Genomic DNA, 16905 nt, shown 5'->3' with positions numbered 1-16905 from the left:
GCTGTTCGTGCCGATTTGCGGGCAGGTTATGCCGCCTGCGTGGGCCTCGGGTACTCAGCGAGGGGGCAGGGCGCCGGCGGGAAGTTTGCGGTAGAGGGTACGGACGCTGACTCCCAGGGTTTTCGCCATGGCGCCAAGATCGCCGTTGAACTGCGCGAGCAGCCAGCTCAGATAACGCTGTTCCAGCGTGTCCAGGTCCACCGCTTCGTTCAGGGTAAAGCCTTGGGTGGCGGGCCCGGTGAGTGCCGGTTCGTCGCCGTCCAGCAGGTCCGCGAGCGTGATGTTCTCGCCGTCGGCCATCAGGGTGGCGCGTTCGATGAGGTTGCGCAGCTCGCGGATGTTGCCGCTGTAGCGACGCGCGCTGAGCCAGGCCATGGCTTGCGCGGTGAAAGGGCGTCCCGGGCGGCGGTCGACCCGACTGAGCAGCGAGCTGGCCAGTAGCGGGATGTCCTCGGCCCTTTCGTGCAGGGCGGGGGTATGGATCGGGAAGGTGTTGAGGCGAAAGTAGAGGTCGCGTCGGAAGGTTTCGGCCTCCACCATGGCGCGCAGGTCGCGGTGGGTCGCCGCGATCAGGCGGAAGTCGGCGGGACGGCTATCCAGTCCGCCGACCCGGCGAAAGGTGCCGCTTTCCAGCAGGCGCAGCAGCTTCACCTGCAGGGTCAGGGGGAGCTCGCCGATTTCATCGAGAAACAACGTGCCGCCGGCAGCCGCTTCCACCAGGCCCAGTTTGCGATGGGTAGCGCCGGTGAAGGCGCCCTTTTCATAGCCGAACAGTTCGCTCTCGAACAGGGTTTCGGTCAGCCCGGCGCAATCGACGACGACGAAGGGGCTGTCGCGGCGGTCGCTGGCCTCGTGAAGCGCGCGCGCCACCAGCTCCTTGCCGGTCCCGGTTTCCCCCAGCAGCAGGACCGAGGTGCTGGCGCTGGCGACACGCAACATGCGCTCCAGCATCCTCACGAACGCCGGCGAGCGTCCCACCAGGCCTCGGGCGGCGGTCTGGCTGCTGGCCTGGCGCACCACGCGAAGGGTCTCCACGAAGTAGCTGATGCGCCCATCCTCGTCGCGGATCGGACTCAACTCGACGTCGACGTGCTCCTCGCCGCGGGCCGTGTGGTGCAGATGCAGGACGCGCTGGGCGGTGCCGCTCTCTTGGCAGCGGCTCAGCGGGCAGGCTTCCCCCGCCTGATCACAGGGCACGTCATAGTGGTGTGACACGGCATAGCAGGTGCGCCCCAGTGGGCTGCTGGCGGAGCCGAACTCTTGGATGTATGCGCGGTTGGCGCCGACGATGCGGAATTCGCTATCCATGACGATGCGGGGTTCGGGCAGGCCGTCGAGGAAGGAGACCAACTCCGGCAGCGAATAGGAGTCCATGGGACACCTTTGACAGATATGTCAAAGCAGTTTGCCATATCTGGCGAGCGGCTGTCGCAAGGGCAGGTCGCCGCCTCCCGCGTCCGGCCCCAAATGCCCGGAATTCGCGCCCTGGCAAGGCGTTGATGCCGATGGCACGGCTCTTGTACTGCGTCCTGGGGGAAGCAGGACCCTGGAGCCGAGATGAACGTAGACCTTCCATCCACGCCGCCGTTGGCTCGTGAGTTGTTCCTGATCGTGCTGCTCAAGCTGGTACTGCTCGGCCTGATCTGGTGGGCGTGCTTTGCACACCAGCCTCGGATCAAGGGCGAAGCGCTCGCCGAGGGGCTGCTCAGCAGGGTTTCTGCTTCCTCTTCCGTCGCCTCACACCCTCCGAGGAATCCCTGACCATGCTCACCGATGAACTGGTGGACCTCTCGCGGCTGCAATTCGCCGTTACGGCCATGTACCACTTTCTATTTGTTCCACTGACCCTGGGTTTGGCGTTCATTCTGGTGATCATGGAGGCCTGTTACGTGCTTACCGGCCGCCAGGTCTACAAGGACATGACGCAGTTCTGGGGCAAGCTGTTCGGTATCAACTTTGCGCTGGGAGTGACCACCGGCATCACCATGGAGTTTCAGTTCGGTACCAATTGGGCTTACTACTCGCACTACGTCGGCGACATCTTTGGCGCACCGCTGGCCATCGAAGGGCTGATGGCGTTCTTCCTGGAATCGACCTTCATCGGCTTGTTCTTTTTCGGCTGGGACCGCCTGTCACGCGGCAAGCACTTGTTGGTGACCTTCCTCATGGCGTTGGGCTCGAACCTCTCGGCCTTGTGGATTCTCATCGCCAACGGCTGGATGCAGGACCCGGTGGGCTCGGTGTTCAGCGATGTGACCATGCGCATGGAGCTGGTGGACTTCTGGGCCGTGGTGTTCAACCCCACCGCGCAGGCGAAGTTCGTGCATACCGTGTCGGCGGGCTACGTCACCGCCTCGGTGTTCGTCCTGGCGATATCCAGTTACTACCTGCTCAAGGGGCGCGACCTCGACTTTGCCCGTCGCTCGTTCCGGGTGGCGGCGGCGTTCGGCTTCGCCTCTGCCTGCTCGGTCATCGTCCTGGGCGACGAGTCGGGCTACACGGTCACGGCTTCGCAACAGACCAAGCTCGCAGCCATGGAAGGCATGTGGCAGACCCTCCCGGCGCCCGCGCCCTTCACACTGTTTGCCCTGCCCGACGACGAGGCGCGGCAGAACCGCTACGCACTGGAGATTCCCTGGGTGATGGGGCTGATCGGCACCCGCTCGCTGAGCCAGGAAATCCCCGGTATCCGCGAGATCGAGGCGCAAAACCGCGAACGTATCGCTTCGGGCGCCGTCGCCGTGCAGGCCTTGGCGGTATTGCGAAGTCGTGAGGCCAGCGAACAGGCCAAGGCCCAGGCACGGATACCGTTCGAGGCGCACAAGGCCGATCTCGGCTTTGGCCTCCTGCTGCAGCGCTATACCAGCGACTACAGCCAGGTGACCCCCGATCTGATTGCCCAGGCCGCTCGCGACACCATCCCGAAAGTAGCGCCAATGTTCTGGAGCTTTCGCCTGATGGTGCTGCTGGGCTTCGCCTTCTTCGCCCTGTTCGGCCTGGCGCTCTACTTCAGCCTGAAGAACAGCTTCATGCAGAAGACGTGGCTGCTGCGCTGGGCGCTGTGGTTCCTGCCCACGCCCTGGCTGGCCTGCGAGCTGGGCTGGTTCGTCGCCGAATATGGCAGACAGCCCTGGACCATCTACGGGGTACTGCCGACGCACCTGTCGGTGTCCAGCCTGACGCCGGCCAGCCTGTATGGCTCGCTGGGCGGCTTTGTCGGTTTCTACACGCTGCTGCTGGGGGTGGAGATGTACCTGATGATCAAGTTCGCCCGCCTCGGCCCTGCGTGTCTCGGCAGCGGGCGATACGGCGCCTCTGCGGCGCCGTCCGGTGCGCTTGCCCGTCCCGTGGATATTTGAGGACAACGCCATGCTCGACTACATGACCTTGAAACTCATCTGGTGGGTGCTGGTAGGGGTACTGCTGGTGGGCTTCGTCATCATGGATGGCCACGACATGGGGGTCGGCACGTTGCTTCCCTTCGTCGGCCGCAGCGACCCGGAGCGACGCGTGGTGATCAACACCGTGGGTCCGCACTGGGACGGCAATCAGGTGTGGTTTATCACCGCCGGCGGGGCGATCTTCGCCGCCTGGCCATTGGTGTACGCCACGGCCTTCTCGGGCTTTTACTGGGCCATGCTGGCGGTGCTGTGGTCGCTGTTCTTTCGCCCGGTAGGCTTCGACTACCGCTCGAAAATCAGCGATCCGCGCTGGCGCAGCACTTGGGACTGGGGGCTGTTCATTGGCGGTGCGGTGCCTCCCCTGATCTTCGGTGTGGCCTTCGGCAACCTGCTTCAGGGAGTGCCCTTTCACTTCGACGACAACCTGCGCTCCACCTATACCGGTACGTTCTGGGCCCTGCTCAATCCCTTCGCGCTGCTATGCGGCCTGCTGAGCACGGCGATGATCACTGCCCACGGCGGCCATTACCTGATGCTGCGCAGCGAGGGCACGGTTTATCAGCGTGCCCGTCGCGCTGCCATGGGTTTTGCGGGGTTGGCACTGGTGTGCTTCGTTGCTGGGGGGCTTTGGGTTCAGCTGCTGCCAGGGCATGTCATCACCATCGCCGCATCCCCCAACGCGCTGCCCGATCCGCTGGCGAAAACAGTGGCGCTGGTTCCGGGTGCCTGGCTTGACAACTTCCGCCAGGCTCCGGTGCTCTGGGGCGTACCGGGGTTGGGGATAGGGGCGTTGGCGCTGGGGTTCGCCATGGCCTTGCTGAATCGTCCGGGCTCGGCCTTCGTGGCCTCGGCGCTGGCGATGACGGGCGTCATCGGTACTGCCGGGGTGGCGTTGTTCCCCTTCATTCTGCCGTCGTCCACCGACCCTTCTTCCGGTCTGACGGCCTGGGATGCGGTGTCCTCGCACTTCACCCTGGGCCTGATGCTGGGCGCCACGCTGATCTTCATGCCGCTCGTCGTGCTGTACACCAGTTGGGCGTACCGGGTGATGGCCGGCAAGGTGACGCTGGAGTTCATCCGCCAGCACGACAGGAGTGCCTATTGAGGAGGCTGCCATGCGACTGATCGGCGTTAGCAGCCAGGATGGGCGCACCGTGACCGGCCATGCCGGACGTTGCCGACGATTCTTTCTATTCGGAGACCGGGGCGGGCCGATGATGGGCACCTTGGAACTGACCGCCGGCCAAGTGCTGCATCGTGGCCCTCCGGGCGCCGATCACCCGCTCGGACGGATCAAGGTACTGGTGACGGCCGGGATGCGCCCGGGCCTGCAGGCGTCGTTGGCCAGCTGCGGAATCAATGTATTCATCACCGACGAGCAGTCGCCGGAGCTGGCCGTGCGCCGGTTCCTCGAGGGCGCGCCGTCACTCCCCTGTCTCGACGGCCGCCGCTGAGGCGACGCGTCGATCCAATGAGGTAATGGTCATGTGGTATTTCGCCTGGATTCTCGGCCTTGGTCTGGCCTTGCTGCTGTCGGTTCTCGCCAATCTGTACGGCGACGCCCGGGAAGCGCGCGCCGTCGTCCGTGAGGGCGACTAGCGCGCCAGCTGCGCCGAAAGGGCTGCTACCTGCTCCGCCCGCTCGGGCTGGTGCAGCGCGGCGCCGGCGTTGAGGCTCGACCAGCGGGGGTGCGCCCGCGCCTTGCGCAGCGGTTCGGGCAGGTCGCCCTGGCGCCATGCCGGGTCCTGCCGCAGATCGAGGCGGATGGCCTGTTGGGCGGCGTGGCCGCGACGAGCCAGGGCGTCGAGCAATTGCCGCTGACGCAGCGCCAGCAGCCGCAGTACGGCGTCGTCCAGGGTGAGTTCACGCTGGCCGCGGAGCTTGCCCAGCAAGCGCTGGCCATAATGACGCGCAGTCTGAGCCCCGCCACCGGCGAGGGCGCCGACCAAGGCGGCGGCGCCAAGGGTGAGGCCGCCCACCAGCAAATCGACACCAGCGCCAGCCGCCGCGCCAGCCGCCACGCCACTCCCCAGGTTGACGCTCAACTGTTTCAGCGTCTCCGGGTTGAACAGGTCGTCACCCCAACGGCCGTCGAGCAGGGGTAAATCCGTGACGTCGGCCGTTCCGCCGTCGAACGCATACAGGCGCAGCAGGGCATCGACGCACTGTTGTTCGCGGCGCCGCACGTCTTCATGCAGTGCCATGACCGCGGACCTTGCCACGGCGGGTTCAGTCGCCACCTGACGCCGGCAGGCGGCGATATCCACCAGCAACTCGGCGATCAACCGACGGCCGTCTTCCTGTCGCGCCCGGGCCTGCGCCTCGTGATCGGCGATCAGGCGCTCCAGCTGCGGGCGCGAGCGCTCCAGCAGCAGCGCCAGGCTTTCGTACAGGCGCCGCTCGCCATCCAGCGGCGGCGCCACGCTGTCGAAGCGCACCAGCGCGTGCAGCCCGAGCCGCGCCAGCGCCTCGCGCCAGTCGTCCTCGCGGGTGGCCGGGCTGGCGATGAAGTTGAGCACCGGCAACAGCGGCTTGCCGCAGCCGGCGAGCACCGCCAGCTCGTCGCGGTACTTGGCCAGTACCGGTTCGCGGGCGTCGATCACGTAGAGGCCGGCGTCCGAGGCGAGCAGTTGACGCAGCACCTTGGCTTCCTGCTCGAAACGCTGGCGCGCCTCGCTGCCATCCAGAAAGCGCGCCAGCCGCGCCGGACCGTCGAGGCGTTCGCCGGGCCGCTCGCTGCGCTCGAGGTGATCGAGCAGGGCGATGGCGTCCTCCAGGCCGGGCGTGTCGTACAGCTCGAGCAACGCATCGCCGTCCACCGACAGCCGCGCGCCCTCGACGTGGCGGGTGGTGCTCGGCCGGTGCGAGACCTCGCCGAAGCCGATGTCGCGGGTCAGGGTGCGCAGCAGCGAGGTCTTGCCGACGTTGGTGTGGCCGACCACGGCCAGCTTCAGCGGGGCGCTCATCGGTGCTCACCCCTGTTCGGGAGGCCTTGGTGGGTGAAAAAAAGGGCGTCATCCATCCGGCGTTCGATCGGCTCAGTCATGGCCCGTCTCCAGCCAGCCCAGCGGCGCATCGCCGTGCTTCAGGCCGAGCGCATCCAGCGCCTGGTGCCAGTCGCCCAGGCGGGCGCCGTCCAGCGCCTCGCCGGGGAGCGGCGCGAGCAGCCAGATACGCGTGGCCGCGGCGCAGCGCGACAGTTCGCCGATCAGCGCCAGGGTGCCGCGGTCGGGCGAGCGGCGCGGGTCACAGGCGATGGCCAGGCGCGCTGGCGCGAAGCGGCTGAGCTGATCGAGCAGGCGATTGCGCTGTTCGCGGCTGTCGAGGATGCCGGCATCGGCGACGCCCGCGGGCAGCGCCGGCGGCCAGGGGCGGCGGTCGTCCAGCTCGATGGCCACCAGCAGCGCGCCCTGGCCGTCGCCGATCAGCGCGCCGGCCCTGTGCTCGGGCAGCGACGCCGGCGCGGCATCGGCCACGCCGAGGCGTTCGCTGGTCGGCTGCAGGCGCTCGCGCAGCACCTGGTAGCCCGGCAGCGCGAGGTCCAGCGCCAGGCGCCGCGTGCCGGTCTTCCAGCGCCACAGGCAAAACAGCGTCAGCAGCAGGCGCGGCAGCAGGCCGTAGACCAGCAGCACGCCGAGCAGCCAGCCGGCCCAGGCCTGCCGCGCGCCTTCGTCGACCAGCGCCTGGGCGCCGCTGGCGCGGATCGCCGCGGCGTCCGGCACGCTCAGGCCGAGCAACGCGGGCAGGGCGCCGAGGGCCTGGGTCAGGGCGACGAAGGTGTCACCGGCGAGGATGGTGGTCTCCCAGACGAAGCCGTAGCGGCGGGTGGCGAACAGCATCAGCAGGGTCACGGCGGCGGTCGCCAATAGCAGCGTCCACAGCCCGTGCACCAGCAGGCCGAGGCCCCAGCGGCTCAGACGCTGGCGGCGCAGCAGGATCAGCAGCGCCGGCAGCAGGTGTGCGGCCTGGGCGTCGCGGGCGAGTTTTTCGCTGAGCCACAGCCAGAGCCGTCCGAGCGCGCCACCGCCGCCGTTGCCGAACGCCGACGCCAGCGCCCAGCCGAGCAGGGTGATCAGGTTCAGGCCGAGCAGGCTACCCAGCGCCCAGAACACGTTGACCGGCCGCAGGCCGTCGCCCAGTGCGGCGACGGCGAGGCTCGCGCCGCTGACCAGAGCCAGCAGGGCCAGCAGCAACAGCGCCAGCCGCGCGCCCTGTCGCCAGTGCAGCAGCGCGGCGCGCTGGCCGTCGCGTTCGGCCAGCAGCAGGGCGCGGGCCTCGATGCGTGCGCCCAGCTCGCCGCCGGCAGCGCTCGCCCGGCGATTGGCCTCGGTGTCTTCCAGCGGGCCGCCGTGTTCTTCGCGCAGGCGCACGGCTTCGGTCAGCCAGAGGCGGTCGAGGGGAGCGATCGGGGGCAGGGCGGTATCGGGCACGCGGCGGCTCGTCTGACGGATTGATCCCGAGGATAACCGCTTGACGCCCCGGCTTCACCCGCGCGGCTTCATTCGCCGACGTCGAGCCGTTATCCTCCGCGGATGAATACGACCCGGCTACCCCTCGCCCTGATCGCCGCCCTCGCGCAGAACCGCGTGATCGGCCTCGACAACAAGATGCCCTGGCACCTGCCGGCGGACCTCAGGCACTTCAAGGCCATGACCCTCGGCAAACCGGTGATCATGGGCCGCAAGACCTGGGATTCCCTCGGCCGCCCGCTGCCAGGGCGCCTCAACCTAGTGGTCAGCCGCCAGCCCAACCTGATGCTGGACGGCGCCGAGGTCTTTCCGACCCTGGAACAGGCGCTCCTGCGCGCCGAGCAGTGGGCGCGCGAGCAGGGTGCCGACGAGCTGATGCTGATTGGCGGCGCGCAGCTCTATGCGCAGGCGCTGGATCAGGCCGAACGGCTGTACCTCACGCGCATTGCTGCCAGCCCCGAGGGCGACGCCTTCTTCCCGGCGTTCGATGAGGCGCAGTGGGCGCGCGTCTCCAGCGTCGAGCATCCGGCCGAGGGCGAGGCGCCGGGTTATGCGTTCGAGGGGTGGGTCAGGCGCTGAGGCGACTGGTGCACGCGGCGCAGGCGTTCGTAGGGTGCGCCGTGCGCACCGCCAGCACCGAAATCAGGGCAGCAGCGTCTTCAACTCGGCGCTGACCGCCGAACCGTCGATCTGCAGGTAGGCGATGCCGATCGGCAGCTTGAAGCGACGCGGGCCGGCGCTGCCCGGATTCACGTAGAGCACGCCGTCGCGCAGCTCCTGCCGCGGGGCGTGGGAATGTCCGCTGATCACCACGTCGATGCCTTCCGAGACCGGGTCGAGGTCGAGTGCCTTGAGGTCATGCAGGACATAGACGCAGACGCGTCCGAAGCGGATCAGCAGGCGCTCGGGAATGTCCGCGGCCCATTCCTGGTCTTCATCGTTGTTGCCGCGAATCGCCGAGAGAGGCGCTATCCTCTCCAGCTCGACGAGAATCCCGGGATTGCCGATGTCGCCCGCGTGGATCAGATGATCGCACTGCTTCAGAGCCTCCAGCGCTTCGTCGCGCAACAGACCGTGGGTATCCGAAATCAGTCCGATCTTCATCACTACCCTTGTGCAGAAAATGATCGCGAAGGGCCATCTTCGCACAGCGTCCGGCAGAAAACAGGGATCTTCGGCGAAGTGGCTTGATCTGTTGCCGTTTCAGGTTCGCCGCGGGCGAACAGGCTCCGCCAGGCGCCCGCGCGGGCATGGCCGATACACCGCTGACTACTGAAAGGATCTACCGATGAGCACGCTCGTTCGCCTCTGCGCCCTGTCTTCGCTGCTACTGCTCGCCAGCCCCCTGCTAGCGGCGCAGAGCTGTACCGACAAGGAACAGGAGCTTCAGCAGAAGCTCGACGAGGCCCGCCAGCAGGGCGACAGCGCGCGGATCGACGGGCTTTCCACGGCCCTCGATCAGGTGCGCGAGCGTTGCACCGAGGAGAGTCGGGCTGCCGACCGCAAGGATCGCATCGCGGCCAAGCAGGCCGAGGTGTCGAAGCGCGAGGCCGACCTGCGCGACGCCCAGCGTGACGGCGACCCGAAGAAGATCGCCAAGCGCGAGCGCAAGTTGCGTGAGGCCCGTGAGGAATTGATGCGCGAGTAACGCGCGCCGCGTGTGGGTTACGCGGGCATCGCAACGAAAAAGCCCGGCGGTTGCCGGGCTTTTCGTGTGGGCGTGCCGGTCGGGATCAGCCGTCGAGCAGCGCCTTGTTGCGTACCGCGCCCTTGTCGGCGCTGGTGGCGAGCAGGGCGTAGGCCTTCAGCGCGGTGGTCACCTTGCGCGCGCGCGGGGCGGCGGGCTTCCAGCCTTTCTTGTCCTGTTCGATACGGCGATGGGCAAGTTCCTCGTCGCTCACCAGCAGGTTGATCGAGCGCTTCGGAATGTCGATCAGTACCTTGTCGCCGTCCTGCACCAGGCCGATGGCGCCACCCGCGGCGGCTTCCGGCGAGGCGTGGCCGATGGACAGCCCCGAGGTGCCGCCGGAGAAGCGCCCGTCGGTGAGCAGCGCGCACTGTTTGCCGAGGCCCTTGGACTTCAGGTACGAGGTCGGATAGAGCATTTCCTGCATGCCCGGACCGCCTTTCGGGCCTTCGTAGCGGATGATCACGATATCGCCAGGCTGCACCTCGTCGTTGAGGATGCCCTTCACCGCGCCGTCCTGGCTCTCGAAGACCTTGGCGCGGCCCTCGAAGACATGGATCGACTCGTCGACGCCGGCGGTTTTCACCACGCAGCCGTCGAGCGCGATGTTGCCGTAGAGCACCGCCAGCCCGCCTTCCCTGGAGAAGGCATGCTCGACGCTGCGGATGCAGCCTTCGGCGCGGTCGTCATCCAGGGTGTCCCAACGGGTCGCCTGGCTGAACGCGGTCTGCGTCGGGATGCCGGCCGGGCCGGCCTTGTAGAAGGTCTTCACCGACTCGTCCTGGGTGACGGTGATGTCCCATTTCTCGATGCCTTCGCCCAGGGTGCGGCTGTGCACGGTCGGCAGGTCGGTGTTGATCAGGCCGCCGCGGGCCAGTTCGCCGAGGATGCCGATGATGCCACCGGCGCGGTGCACGTCTTCCATGTGGTACTTCGGCGTGTTCGGCGCCACCTTGCACAGCTGCGGCACCTTGCGCGACAGGTCGTCGATGGCGCGCAGGTCGAAGTCCAGTTCGGCCTCCTGGGCGGCGGCCAGCAGGTGCAGGATGGTGTTGGTCGAGCCGCCCATGGCGATGTCCAGGGTCATGGCGTTCTCGAAGGCCGCGCGGTTGGCGATGTTGCGCGGCAGCACCGAGGCGTCGTTCTCGCCGTAGTAGCGGCGGCACAGCTCGACGGCGGTGCGCCCGGCCTGGAGGAACAGCTGTTCGCGGTCGGCGTGGGTGGCCAGCAGCGAACCGTTGCCCGGCAGCGCCAGGCCGAGGGCTTCGACAAGGCAGTTCATCGAATTGGCGGTGAACATCCCGGAGCAACTGCCGCAGGTCGGGCAGGCACTGCGCTCGTATTCGGCGACCTTCTCGTCGGAGGCGCTGGAGTCGGCGGCGATGACCATGGCGTCGACCAGGTCCAGCCCGTGGCTGGCCAGCTTGGTCTTGCCGGCTTCCATCGGCCCGCCGGAAACGAACACCACCGGGATGTTCAGGCGCAGCGCGGCCATCAGCATGCCGGGGGTGATCTTGTCGCAGTTGGAGATGCAGACGATGGCGTCGGCGCAGTGCGCGTTGACCATGTACTCCACGGAGTCGGCGATGATCTCGCGGCTCGGCAGCGAATAGAGCATGCCGTCGTGGCCCATGGCGATGCCGTCGTCCACCGCGATGGTGTTGAACTCCTTCGCCACACCGCCGTGTTTCTCGATCTCGCGGGCGACCAGCTGGCCGAGGTCCTTCAGGTGCACGTGGCCGGGCACGAACTGGGTGAAGGAGTTGGCGATGGCGATGATCGGCTTCTTGAAGTCTTCGTCCTTCATCCCGGTGGCGCGCCAGAGGGCGCGGGCGCCGGCCATGTTGCGGCCGTGGGTGGAGGTTTTCGAACGGTAATCGGGCATGACGGTTTCCTGCGGCTGATCAGGTCGTTATGAGGCGTATGGTGAGCGTCGCGAAAAACGGATGCAAACGGCGTTGACCGTGCGTACGCGATGGCCGAAGGGCGAGGCGGGATCACCGCTCGCGTGGCCCAAACTCAGGCCCGCCGAAGGATGGATGGCAGGGAATGCTGCGATTCTACGCCGCAGCCCGCGCCGAGGGAAAGGCTGGCCGGGCGCGCGGCGTCCGATCGACGGCGCCTCGCGAGCGGGCGTGAAGAAGGCTGCACAGGCAATGGCCGAGGCTCAGAAGGCGTAGGCCAGTTGCGCCCAGACCCTCGCCTGGCGCGCGCCGTCGCCTTGCGCTTCGTGCTCGCCGACCTTCCAGGCCGCGAGCACGCTGATGTTCCAGGGGCGCGTCGCCCACTTGGCGCCGAACCCGGTTCCGGACAGGCGGCGGGGCGCGGTGTCGTTGGCCCCGCTCGGTGTATTCAGGCGTGCTTCGCCGTGGTCGGCGAAGCGCATGCCTGCGGATCGAGTCGCGCCCTGGTGAAACGCTGCTGACGGCGACGATTCAGGGGGCGCGGGAGGGTGCGGCGCTGGCAGCGCCGCTCAGGCGCTCGGCAGCAGGCGACAGATCAGGCTCTTGATGTAGCGCGTTTCGGCGATGGCCGGGTGCACCGGGTGGTCCGGGCCCTGGGCGCCGCGTTCGAGCAGCTGCATGTGGCGGTCGAGGTGGCGGGCGCTGCCGAGCAGGACGTTCTGCAGGTCGTCCTCCGGCAGGTGCATCGAGCAGGACGCGCTGACCAGGATGCCATCCTTGTTCAGCAGGCGCATGGCCTGCTCGTTGAGGCGGCGGTAGGCGGCCTCGCCGTTCTTGAAGTCCTTCTTGCGCTTGATGAAGGCCGGCGGATCGGCGACCACCACGTCGAAGCGCTCCTCGGCGGCCTTGAGCTCCTTCAGCGCCTCGAAGACGTCGCCTTCCACGCTGATCACCTGGTCGGTCAGGCCGTTCAGCGCGGCGTTGCGCTGCACGCCGTCGAGGGCGAAGGCCGAGGCGTCGACGCACATCACTTCGCTGGCGCCGAAGGCCGCCGCCTGCACGCCCCAGCCGCCGATGTAGCTGAACAGATCGAGCACGCGCTTGCCCTTGACGTAGGGCGCCAGGCGCGCGCGGTTCATGCGGTGGTCGTAGAACCAGCCGGTCTTCTGGCCTTCCATCACCGGCGCCTCGAACTTCACGCCGTTCTCTTCCAGCCCGACCCACTCCGGCACTTCGCCATGGGCGACGCTGACGTAGCGCTCCAGGCCTTCCGCGTCGCGCGCGGCGGAATCGTTCTTCCAGAGGATGCCGCTGGGCTTGAGCACCTGGACCAGCGCGGCGAGCACGTCATCCTTGTAGCGCTCCATGGTCGCCGAGGCGAGCTGGGCCACCAGGATGTCGCCGAAGCGGTCGACCACCAGGCCGGGGAGCAGGTCGGAGTCGCCGAACACCAGGCGGTAGAAGGGCTTGTCGAACAGCCGCTCGCGCAGCGACAGGGCGACCTTGATGCGGTGCACCAGCAGCGACTTGTCGAGGACGTGCTTGGTGTCGCGGGACATCAGGCGGGCGCAGATCAGGTTGTTCGGCGAGAGGGCGACGATGCCCAGTGGCTTGCCTCCGGCCGCCTCGAGGATCGCCTGGTCGCCGGCGGCGAAGCCGGCAAGCGGCGAGGCGGCCACGTCGATCTCGTTGCTGTACACCCACAGGTGACCGGCACGCAGGCGGCGATCGGCGTTGGCTTTGAGGCGCAGGCTGGGTAAGGACATGTTCATCTCCGGAAGGGGAGTGGAATTCTAGCCGGATAGTCGTCGCCGTGCAGGATTTGACATTTCTCATGGCGCCAGACAAACGGCGCGGCGCAGAGTCGGCGCGCTCATCCATGGAGGTGCCCCATGCTTCAGATTTCCCGACCCGCGCTGGGCTTTCCGCTCTGGCGCCTGGGCTTCCGGCCGTTCTTTCTCGGCAGCGCCGCCTATGCCTGCGTGGCGCTGGGCCTGTGGCTCCTGGCGCTCTCCGGCGCCCCGGTCTGGCAGCCGACCGGCGGTTGGCTGGCCTGGCACCTGCACGAGATGCCGTTCGGCTTCGGCGTGGCCGCGGTGGCCGGTTTCCTGCTCACCGCGGTGCCCAACTGGACCGGCGCCCAAGCGCTGTCTGGCCCGCCGCTGGCCGCACTGTTCCTGCTCTGGCTACTGACGCGCCTGGCCTGGCTCGGCGGGGCGCCGCTGGCGCTCTGCGCGGTGCTGGAACTGGCCTTCCTGCCACTGCTGGCCTTCGCGCTGGGGCGCAGCCTGTGGCGCGCGCGGCAGCGCAACAACTATCCGCTGGTGGGTGTGTTGCTGCTGTTCGCCCTCGCCGATGGCCTGGCGGTGGCCGGGCAACTGCTCGATCGCGCCGACTGGCAGCGCCAGGGCGCGCATGCCGCGCTCTGGCTGCTGGCGGCGCTGAGCGGAATCATCGGTGGGCGGGTGATTCCGTTCTTCACCCAGCGCGGTCTCGGTCGGACGCAGGCAGTGCCGGCGCTGAAGTGGCTGGAGCGCCCGGCGCTGGCCGGGCTGGCCGTGCTCGCGATCCTGGCGGCGGCGGGACTCGATCTGCAGCCACGCGCCTGGATGGCGCTGCCGTTCGGCCTGGTGGGCGTGCTCCACGGCATTCGCCTGTCGCGCTGGTACGACAAGGGCCTGTGGCGCGTGCCGCTGCTCTGGTCGCTGCACCTGGCCTACGCCTGGCTGGTGCTGGCGCTGCTGGGCATGGCCGCCTGGCACCTCGGGCTGATCGACAACGGCAGCGCCGCGCTGCACGCGCTCACCGTCGGCGGGCTGGCCGGGTTGATCCTGGCGATGATGGCGCGGGTCTCCCTGGGCCACAGCGGCCGTCCGCTGTTGCCACCGGCGGGCATGCGCTGGGCCTTCGTCGCGCTGAATGCGTCGGCGTTCGCCCGCGTACTCTTGCCGACGTGGCTGCCGCAAGGCGCGCTGGTGCTCGCCGGCCTGCTCTGGCTGCTGGCGTTCGGGATGTTCCTGGCGCGTTATGCGGGTTGGCTGTGCCAGCCCCGGGTGGACGGGCTATCGGGCTGAACGCAGGCGCTGCAGGGCGTCGGCGTCGAGCAGGGTGACGGCGGTGCCGCGCCCGGCGATCAGCCCCTGGCGGCGCCAGTCGGCGAGTTGCCGGCTGAGGGTTTCGCCGCGCATGCCCAGGCTCGCGGCGAGCTGGCCGAGGCGCAGCGGCAACTTCAGGTCGTCGCTGCCCTGGACGCCGCGTTGTTCCAGCAGATAGCCGGCCAGTCGCTGGGCGCAGGAGTCCGCCGCCAGCCGCTCGCCCAGGTCCACGCTGCGCAACAGGCTGCCGCTGACGCTCTGCAGCAGGCGCAGGGACAGCGCCGGGTGCGCCGCGCAGAGCCGGTGCAGGGCCTCGCGCGGCAGCCACCAGCCGGACACCGCGGTCTGCGCGCGGGCGCTGGCCGGGTAGCGACCGTCGGCCATGAACAGCGCCGCCACCGCGATCAGCTCGCCGCGGCCGAACTGGCCGAGCACGCGCTCCTCGCCATCCAGGCCGAAGCGCAGCACCTGCACCTCGCCGTCGCCGAGCAGCAGGCAGCGTCGGGCCTGCTCGCCGCTGCGAAACGGCAGGTCGCCGGCGGGAAAGCGGCAGCGCTGCAGGCTGCCGGAAAGGGTCTCCAGCTCGGTCGGCGGCAGGTCGTGGAAGAACCGGTGGGCGGCGAGCAGGTCGAGGGCGGAGGAGGGCATGGCGGTCGGCGTCGGGAATGAGCGCGCATCTCAGCACAGGCGGTGGACCGGGCGCCAGTTGCGCGCCGGGCGTGCCTGCGACTTTGGTATGACGCACGTTTCGTGGGGGCTTGCATCGACTACGCTGCGCACCTTCCAGCCCAGCTCGCGAGACCCCAACCATGCATTCCGACCGTGTGCGCCTGCCCTCCCTGCTCGACAAACTAATGAGTGCGGAACAAGCCGCCGCGCTGATCGAAGACGGCATGACCGTCGGCATGAGCGGTTTCACCCGCGCCGGTGAAGCCAAGGCGGTGCCGCGCGCGCTGGCCGAGCGGGCCCGCAAGCATCCGCTGCAGATCAGCCTGATGACTGGCGCCAGCCTCGGCAACGACCTCGACAAGCAGCTCACCGAGGCCGGTGTGCTGGCCCGGCGCATGCCGTTCCAGGTCGACAGCACGCTGCGCAAGGCGATCAACGACGGCAGCGTGATGTTCATCGACCAGCACCTCTCGGAAACCGTCGAGCAACTGCGCAACCACCAGCTCAAGCTGCCGGACATCGCCGTGATCGAAGCGGTCGCGATCACCGAGGACGGCCACATCGTGCCGACCACCTCGGTGGGCAACTCGGCCAGCTTCGCGATCTTCGCCAAGCGGGTAATCGTCGAGATCAACCTGGCGCACAACCCGAATCTGGAAGGCCTGCACGACATCTACATCCCCACCTACCGGCCCACCCGCACGCCGATCCCGCTGACCCGCGTGGACGACCGCATCGGCAGCGGGGCGATTCCGATCCCGCCGGAGAAGATCGTCGCCATCGTCGTCAGCAACCAGGCGGATTCGCCATCCACCGTGCTGCCGCCGGACGCGGAGACTCAGGCCATCGCCGACCACCTGATCGATTTCTTCAAGGGCGAAGTGGCGGCCGGGCGCATGAGCGACAGCCTCGGCCCGCTGCAGGCCGGCATCGGCAGCATCGCCAACGCGGTGATGTGCGGGCTGATCGAGTCGCCGTTCGAGAACCTCAGCATGTATTCCGAGGTGCTGCAGGACTCCACCTTCGACCTGATCGACGCCGGCAAGCTGCGCTTCGCCTCGGGCAGTTCGATCACCCTGTCGGCGCGGCGCAATGCCGAGGTATTCGGCAATCTGGAGAAGTACAAGGACAAGCTGGTGCTGCGGCCGCAGGAAATCTCCAACCACCCGGAAGTGGTGCGCCGCCTCGGCATCATCGGCATCAATACGGCGCTGGAGTTCGACCTCTACGGCAATGTCAACTCGACCCACGTCGGCGGCACGAAAATGATGAACGGCATCGGTGGCAGCGGCGACTTCGCCCGCAACGCGCACCTGGCGATCTTCGTCACCAAGTCCATCGCCAAGGGCGGCGCGATCTCCAGCGTGGTGCCGATGGTCAGCCACGTCGACCACACCGAGCACGACGTCGACATCCTGGTCACCGAGCAGGGCCTGGCCGACTTGCGCGGCCTCGCTCCGCGTGAACGGGCGCGGGCAGTGATCGACCATTGCGTGCACCCCAGCTACCGCGCGGCGCTGAACGACTACTTCGAGCGTGCCTGCGCCAAGGGTGGTCACACCCCGCACCTGCTGCGCGAGGCGATGCAGTGGCACATCGACCTGGAGGAAACCGGAAGCATGATCGGCGGCGTGCTGGGTGTGGCGGCAAGCGCCTGACCTGAACCGCGAACGAAAAAGC

17 protein-coding genes are annotated in these 16905 nt (G+C 68.1%); 9 read left to right on the top strand and 8 right to left on the bottom strand.

Going from position 1 to position 16905, the window contains the following annotated elements:
• Positions 1 to 54: 54 nt before the first annotated feature.
• Positions 55 to 1374, bottom strand: coding sequence for a sigma-54 interaction domain-containing protein (locus BLV15_RS02155; RefSeq protein WP_090224223.1), 1320 nt, complete (start codon positions 1372 to 1374; stop codon positions 55 to 57).
• 183 nt (positions 1375 to 1557) lie between these two features.
• Here BLV15_RS02155 and cydP point away from each other — a divergent pair, with 183 nt between their 5' ends.
• The 5 genes from cydP to cydX are packed head-to-tail and all read left to right on the top strand — an operon-like array spanning position 1558 to position 5000.
• Complete coding sequence (gene cydP, locus BLV15_RS02150; protein WP_090224222.1) at positions 1558 to 1761, top strand: cytochrome oxidase putative small subunit CydP; 204 nt, start codon at positions 1558 to 1560, stop codon at positions 1759 to 1761.
• Between the two features lie 2 nt (positions 1762 to 1763).
• Positions 1764 to 3359, top strand: a complete 1596-nt coding sequence (locus BLV15_RS02145) for a cytochrome ubiquinol oxidase subunit I (protein WP_090224220.1) — start codon at positions 1764 to 1766, stop codon at positions 3357 to 3359.
• Positions 3360 to 3369: 10 nt separating this feature from the next.
• Positions 3370 to 4506 (top strand): cytochrome d ubiquinol oxidase subunit II, encoded by a 1137-nt coding sequence (gene cydB / locus BLV15_RS02140; protein ID WP_090224218.1) that lies wholly within the window; start codon positions 3370 to 3372, stop codon positions 4504 to 4506.
• 10 nt (positions 4507 to 4516) lie between these two features.
• Positions 4517 to 4855, top strand: coding sequence for a NifB/NifX family molybdenum-iron cluster-binding protein (locus BLV15_RS02135; RefSeq protein ID WP_090224217.1), 339 nt, complete (start codon positions 4517 to 4519; stop codon positions 4853 to 4855).
• 31 nt (positions 4856 to 4886) lie between these two features.
• Positions 4887 to 5000, top strand: coding sequence for a cytochrome bd-I oxidase subunit CydX (cydX, locus tag BLV15_RS21795; RefSeq protein WP_139210683.1), 114 nt, complete (start codon positions 4887 to 4889; stop codon positions 4998 to 5000).
• On the opposite strand, the gene BLV15_RS02125 is transcribed toward cydX, so the two are convergent.
• Together BLV15_RS02125 and BLV15_RS02120 are read right to left on the bottom strand one after the other, a co-directional pair.
• Positions 4997 to 6367: a DUF3482 domain-containing protein gene (locus BLV15_RS02125; protein WP_090224213.1), complete on the bottom strand. Its 1371-nt coding sequence runs from the start codon at positions 6365 to 6367 to the stop codon at positions 4997 to 4999. The two genes, cydX and BLV15_RS02125, sit on opposite strands and share 4 nt — an antisense overlap.
• Before the next feature lie 72 nt (positions 6368 to 6439).
• On the bottom strand, positions 6440 to 7831 hold the full coding sequence (locus tag BLV15_RS02120; protein WP_245728120.1) for a DUF2868 domain-containing protein: 1392 nt from the start codon (positions 7829 to 7831) through the stop codon (positions 6440 to 6442).
• A 102-nt stretch (positions 7832 to 7933) separates the two neighbouring features.
• On the opposite strand from BLV15_RS02120, the gene BLV15_RS02115 reads away from it, so the two are divergent.
• Complete coding sequence (locus BLV15_RS02115; RefSeq protein WP_090224212.1) at positions 7934 to 8449, top strand: dihydrofolate reductase; 516 nt, start codon at positions 7934 to 7936, stop codon at positions 8447 to 8449.
• Between the two features lie 63 nt (positions 8450 to 8512).
• Here BLV15_RS02115 and BLV15_RS02110 read toward each other — a convergent pair whose 3' ends face one another.
• On the bottom strand, positions 8513 to 8974 hold the full coding sequence (locus BLV15_RS02110) for a metallophosphoesterase family protein (protein ID WP_090224210.1): 462 nt from the start codon (positions 8972 to 8974) through the stop codon (positions 8513 to 8515).
• A gap of 184 nt (positions 8975 to 9158) precedes the next feature.
• Between BLV15_RS02110 and BLV15_RS02105 the strand changes: the two genes are divergently transcribed.
• Positions 9159 to 9518 (top strand): DUF1090 domain-containing protein, encoded by a 360-nt coding sequence (locus tag BLV15_RS02105; RefSeq protein WP_090224208.1) that lies wholly within the window; start codon positions 9159 to 9161, stop codon positions 9516 to 9518.
• 85 nt (positions 9519 to 9603) lie between these two features.
• Here BLV15_RS02105 and ilvD read toward each other — a convergent pair whose 3' ends face one another.
• The 3 genes from ilvD to BLV15_RS02090 form a co-directional block, all read right to left on the bottom strand.
• Complete coding sequence (gene ilvD / locus BLV15_RS02100; RefSeq protein WP_090224207.1) at positions 9604 to 11442, bottom strand: dihydroxy-acid dehydratase; 1839 nt, start codon at positions 11440 to 11442, stop codon at positions 9604 to 9606.
• A 282-nt stretch (positions 11443 to 11724) separates the two neighbouring features.
• The gene (locus BLV15_RS02095) at positions 11725 to 11943 is read right to left on the bottom strand and encodes a hypothetical protein (protein ID WP_090224205.1); all 219 of its coding nucleotides are present in this window, start codon (positions 11941 to 11943) and stop codon (positions 11725 to 11727) included.
• 87 nt (positions 11944 to 12030) lie between these two features.
• Positions 12031 to 13227: a class I SAM-dependent rRNA methyltransferase gene (locus BLV15_RS02090; protein ID WP_090224203.1), complete on the bottom strand. Its 1197-nt coding sequence runs from the start codon at positions 13225 to 13227 to the stop codon at positions 12031 to 12033.
• A 126-nt stretch (positions 13228 to 13353) separates the two neighbouring features.
• On the opposite strand from BLV15_RS02090, the gene BLV15_RS02085 reads away from it, so the two are divergent.
• The gene (locus BLV15_RS02085; protein ID WP_090224201.1) at positions 13354 to 14535 is read left to right on the top strand and encodes an NnrS family protein; all 1182 of its coding nucleotides are present in this window, start codon (positions 13354 to 13356) and stop codon (positions 14533 to 14535) included.
• On the opposite strand, the gene BLV15_RS02080 is transcribed toward BLV15_RS02085, so the two are convergent.
• Positions 14524 to 15204 carry a Crp/Fnr family transcriptional regulator gene (locus BLV15_RS02080; protein WP_090224199.1) on the bottom strand — a complete coding sequence of 227 codons (681 nt, stop codon included), beginning with the start codon at positions 15202 to 15204 and terminating at the stop codon, positions 14524 to 14526. The genes BLV15_RS02085 and BLV15_RS02080 overlap by 12 nt on opposite strands.
• 161 nt (positions 15205 to 15365) lie before the next feature.
• On the opposite strand from BLV15_RS02080, the gene scpC reads away from it, so the two are divergent.
• Positions 15366 to 16883: a succinyl-CoA:acetate CoA-transferase ScpC gene (gene scpC / locus BLV15_RS02075; protein WP_090224198.1), complete on the top strand. Its 1518-nt coding sequence runs from the start codon at positions 15366 to 15368 to the stop codon at positions 16881 to 16883.
• Positions 16884 to 16905 lie beyond the last annotated feature (22 nt).

It is taken from the genome of Pseudomonas kuykendallii, from assembly GCF_900106975.1.
GTDB lineage: Bacteria > Pseudomonadota > Gammaproteobacteria > Pseudomonadales > Pseudomonadaceae > Pseudomonas_O > Pseudomonas_O kuykendallii.
Note: the sequence above shows the minus strand (reverse complement) of the source record. Positions and strands in the feature narration are given on the sequence as shown.